The sequence below is a fragment of the Mesorhizobium sp. M1A.F.Ca.IN.020.06.1.1 genome, from assembly GCF_004023265.1.
Taxonomy (GTDB): domain Bacteria; phylum Pseudomonadota; class Alphaproteobacteria; order Rhizobiales; family Rhizobiaceae; genus Mesorhizobium.
On the sequence record NZ_RZSR01000459.1, the window covers coordinates 1 to 4,627 of the forward strand.

The following is a 4,627-nucleotide window of genomic DNA, read 5'->3' on the forward strand; positions in this document are numbered from 1 at the left end:
GCAGGGCGACATGGATCTGGTTGTCCCACGGCTCCTCGATCGGCGTCGCGAAGATCGCCGCCACCTTCAGCTTGTTGTCCTTGGCGAAGGCCACGCCGGGCAGCGCCGCCGCGGTCAGCCCAAGGACGCCGAGTTCCAGCACATTGCGCCGCGACAGGCCGGCGCGTTGCGTTTTGCGATGATCGTTTTCCATTGAAATCCCCTCTAACTCGACGGCCGTGTCGAGCCGGCCGTTCAAAACATGTCAGACGGGAGGACTATGGAACGACGCCCGACCTTTGTCCACATGGTCAAATTTGGCTGGAGAGACCCGGAGAGCGACCCCCTCCTCGCGACTTGTCACCGCACAGCCTTCTCGCCACCCGCCGCCGTGATCACCCCGACGATGATCAGCCCGGTCAGCACCAGCCGCACGCCGGCGCTGACGCCGAAGGTGTTGAGCATGGTGAGCAAAAGCACCAGGAACAGGCCGGCGCCCCAGACGCCGGGCACGTTAGCCTTGCCGCCGGCGACCGAGGTGCCACCGATGACGACGACCGCGATGGAGGCGAGCAGATATTCATTGCCGATATCGACATTGGCGCCGCGGAAATAGCCGGCAAGCAGCGCGCCGTCGATGCCGCCCAGCGCGCCGCACAGCGTGTAGGTGAGGAAGCGGATGCGGCCGACATTGACGCCGGCGAGCCAGGCGGCACGGATGTTCTGCCCGATCGCCAGCACCGAGCGGCCATAGATCATGCGCTGCAGCGCCAGCGCCGCGGCGACGGTGAAGACCACCGTCAGCATCGCCAGCACCGGGATCCCCAGCACCTGCCAGTTGGTAAAATCGGCAAAGCCCGGCGGCGGCTTGATCTGCAGGCCGCGCCCGTAGCTGATGTCGACCGACTGGATGATGAAGCTCGCCGACAGCGTCGCGATGATCGGCGGAATCCTGAGCGCCCAGATCAGCAGATAGTTGATGGCGCCGATCGCCGCGCCGCAGGCGAGCGCCGCCAACAGCCCGACGACGATCATCGAATCGCTGCCGCCCATAACCTTCATCGCCACCGCGCTCGCCAGTCCGATATTGGCGGGCAGCGACAGGTCGACATTGCCGGGGCCGAGCGTGATGACGAACATCTGGCCGACGCCGACGATGACGGTGAAGACGGCAAGCGAAAGTGCCGCCGTGACCATGCCGCCGGCGCCATAGCCGCCGGTGAAGGCGACGGTTGCCACCCACACGAGAACGGCGCCGACGAAGGACCAGAGCCAGGGTTTTTCAAGCAGCATCCGGACCGAGGTCATCGTTCACCTCTCCCTGCGGCTGATCAGCACCCGGGCCGCCAGCACGATGATCAGGATCGCGCCATTGGCGGCCACTTGCCAATCGGGCGGGATGTGCGTGAAGGTCAAGAGCGGCGAGGCGGCCAAAGCCAGTGTCAGCGCGCCGATGACCGCGCCGATCGGCGACACCCGGCCGCCGACGAACTCGCCGCCGCCAAGGATGAGGCCGGCAATCGAAAGCAGCGTGTAGCCGTTGCCGATATTGGCGTCGGCCGAAGTGGTGATGCCGATCAGCGCCATGCCGGAAAGCACGCCGAACAGGCCCGTCAGCGCGAAGAGCACGATCTTTGTCTTGAGCAGCGACCAGCCGGCGCGCCTGAGCGCCGCGGCATTGCCGCCGGAACCGCGCAGGATGACGCCATATGAAGTGCGCATCAGGCCAAAATGCACGATCGCCGCGATGAGCAATGCCGCCAGGATAGGGAACGGGATATAGGGCGGCTTGAAAGACATGATCGCCAGCAGCCAGTCCGGAGCCTTGCCGCCCGGCTTCGGCAGGATGAGGATAGCCAGCCCCTGCCAGACGAAGCTCATGCCGAGCGTCACCACGATCGAGGGCAGGTTGCGCAGATGGATCAGCGCGCCGAGCAGCGCGTAGACGCCGATTGAACCGAGCAGCACAGCGACACCGATGAACGGCGCATCCCTGAGCCAGGTGGCGGTGACGCAGCCGACAAAGCCGACGAAAGTGCCGATCGAGAGATCGAGCTCATTGCCGGCGATGACGAACATCTGCGCGATCGTCGCCAGCGCGATCGGGATCGCCAGGTTCAGCATTAGATTGAAGCCGAAATAGCTGATGGCGCGCGGATTGAGCCAGGCGATGGCCATCAGCACCAGCGCCAGCGACAGCGCCGGCAGCAGGCTGCGCAGCGTGCGTGCGCGGGCCGCGCTGCCGCGCGAGGATTTGGGGACCGTGCCGGGAGCGATCGCCGTCATCTCAGGCCGTGTCGCCGAACGAGGACTGGATGATCTTCTCCTCCGTCAGTTCGTCGCGCCCAAGATTGGCGACGATGCGGCCGTTCTTGAAGACATAGACATGGTCGCAATTGTCGAGCTCTTCGGTTTCGGTCGTGTACCAGAGGAAGGTGCGGCCCTTTCCGGCCTCCTCGCGCACGAGGTCGTAGACTTCGAGCTTGGTGCCGATGTCGACGCCGCGCATCGGATCGTCCATCAGCACGATCTCGGCATCGGAGCCGAGCGCGCGCGCAAACAGCGCCTTCTGCTGATTGCCGCCCGACAGCGAATAGATGTTGTTGTTCATGTCCGGCGTGCGGATGCCGATCTTCTTCTTCCAGAATTCGGCCAGCTCCGCCTCGCGCTGCGGCGAGATCAGCAGGCCGTCGCGCAGGCGCTGAAGCGAGCGGATGCCGATGTTCTGGGCGATCGACCATTGGGCGAAGATGCCGTCCGCCTGGCGGTCGCCGGCGACCAGCGCCACCGGCGCCGTCACTTCGATGCCGGCCCTGGCGCGCGAGGCGGCCGAGAAGATCGCGAGCAGCAGGTCCGTCTGGCCATGCCCCGCGAGTCCGGCAAGGCCGATGATCTCGCCCGCCCGGGCGACAAGCTCCTTGCCATCCTGCTGCCGCGCCGGGCGCGCCCGCACCCTGAGAGCCCCAACCGCGACCTTGCGGGTCTCGGCGGCGGCCTTCTGATGTTCCCCGGCGCCGCCCATCGCGGCGACCAGCTTGTCCCGGTCGAACGCGCTTGCGGCGTCGGCGGCGACCACCTTGCCGTCGCGCATCACCACGATGCGGTCGGCATTCTGCAGCACCTCGCCCAGCACATGGGAGATCAGGATGCAGCTGCCGCCCGCGGCGACGAAGCGGCGCACGAATGAAAGCAGCTGGCCGGCCGTGTGCGCATCGAGCGACGAGGTCGGCTCGTCGAGGATGACCAGATGCAGCGGCTCGCGGGTCAGCGTGAAGGCGCGCGCCACCTCGACCATCTGGCGGCGTCCGATCGACAGATCGCCGGCAATGTCGTCCGCCGCGATGCCGTGGTCGGGAAAGATCTCGTCGAGCTTGGCCTGGATGAGATCGGCGGCCTTGCGCCGCCAGCCGAGCCCGCTGAGCGAGGGATGGTTGATGCGCGTGTTCTCGGCGACGCTGAGGTTTGGGCAGAGCGACAGCTCCTGGAACACGCAGCGTATGCCGAGCTCGAGCGCGCGCGCCACGGAATAGCTCGCTTCCTGGTTGCCACGCACCGCGATCTGCCCGCCATCGGGCCGCAGCGTGCCCGCAACCATATGCATCAGCGTCGACTTGCCGGCGCCGTTGTGCCCGACCAGCCCGACGCATTCGCCGGCGCCGACATGGAAGTCGACGCCGTTGAGCGCGCGGACGGCGCCGAAGTGCTTTTCGGCGCCGTCCAGCCTGACGATGTCTGCAATAGCCTGGAGCATCCTCAACGATATCCGGTCGGCGATGCGGCTGGCAATGTCGCGCCGCTATTGCTTGATGTTGGCCTTGATGGCCGCGATCGCGTCTTCCTGGGTGTATTCGTGGGTAGCGACGCCGCCTTCCTTGATCTTCGGCAGCGCGGCCTCGAAATTGTCCTGGGTGAAGGCGAGATACGGCACCAGCAGATCGTGCGGCACGTCCTTGCGGCCGTCGAGCACCTGCTGCGCTACCCAGAAGGCGAGCGTCGACACGCCGGGCGCGATCGAGGCCGACCAGGTCTGGTAGCCGTCCTTGTCCTTCTGCTCCTTCCACCACTTCAGCTCGTCCTGACGGTTGCCCATGATGATGGTCGGACGCGGCTTGCCGGCGGCGGCGAACGCTTGCGCGGCGCCGTAGCCGTCGCCGCCCTGGTCGACGACGCCGACGATCTCCGGCAGCGACGGCAGGATGGTCGCCACCGCCTTCTGCGCCGTGGTCTGGTCCCAGTCGCCGGTCACGGAGCCGACGATCTTGAACTCGGGATGGGCGGCGACGCCTTCGAGGATACCGGCATGGATGGCATCGTCGATCGAGGTGCCTGCCAGCCCGCGGATTTCCAGCAAATTGCCGCCCTTCGGCTGGAACTTGGCCATCTGCTCGACTTCCTGCCTACCCATGTCCTTGAAGTCGACGACGACGCGGTAGGCGCAAGGCTCGGTCACGATGCCGTCGAAGGAAACGACGACGATGCCGGCGTCGCAGGCCTGCTTGATGGCGCCGTTCAGCGCATCCGGCGAGGCGGCGTTGATGACGATGGCGTCATAGCCCTGCAGGATCAGGTTCTGCACCTGCGCGGCTTGCGTCGGCACTTCCTTGTCGGCGGTGGTGAAGACATCCGCCGCCGCCACGACCTTGTCCTC

General features: G+C 66.3%; 4 protein-coding genes and 1 pseudogene. All 5 read right to left on the reverse strand.

The features are described 5' to 3' along the window. A pseudogene (locus EOA60_RS19675) lies at positions 1-193 on the reverse strand (BMP family ABC transporter substrate-binding protein); the annotation flags it as partial. Positions 194-339: 146 nt separating this feature from the next. Beyond that, positions 340-1,287, reverse strand: coding sequence for an ABC transporter permease (locus EOA60_RS19680; protein WP_095826249.1), 948 nt, complete (start codon positions 1,285-1,287; stop codon positions 340-342). A gap of 3 nt (positions 1,288-1,290) precedes the next feature. Beyond that, positions 1,291-2,265 carry an ABC transporter permease gene (locus EOA60_RS19685; protein WP_128311761.1) on the reverse strand — a complete coding sequence of 325 codons (975 nt, stop codon included), beginning with the start codon at positions 2,263-2,265 and terminating at the stop codon, positions 1,291-1,293. 1 nt (position 2,266) lies between these two features. Further along, positions 2,267-3,730: a sugar ABC transporter ATP-binding protein gene (locus EOA60_RS19690; RefSeq protein ID WP_067323041.1), complete on the reverse strand. Its 1,464-nt coding sequence runs from the start codon at positions 3,728-3,730 to the stop codon at positions 2,267-2,269. A 45-nt stretch (positions 3,731-3,775) separates the two neighbouring features. Beyond that, positions 3,776-4,627: substrate-binding domain-containing protein (locus tag EOA60_RS19695; RefSeq protein ID WP_128311762.1), on the reverse strand; the 852-nt coding region annotated here is incomplete at its 5' end.

Coding starts and splice junctions, on each gene's coding strand:
- EOA60_RS19685 (WP_128311761.1), bottom strand. CDS start 2,265: ATGACGGCGATCGCTCCCGGCACGGTCCCCAAATCCTCGCGCGGCAGC.
- EOA60_RS19690 (WP_067323041.1), bottom strand. CDS start 3,730: ATGCTCCAGGCTATTGCAGACATCGTCAGGCTGGACGGCGCCGAAAAG.
- EOA60_RS19680 (WP_095826249.1), bottom strand. CDS start 1,287: ATGACCTCGGTCCGGATGCTGCTTGAAAAACCCTGGCTCTGGTCCTTC.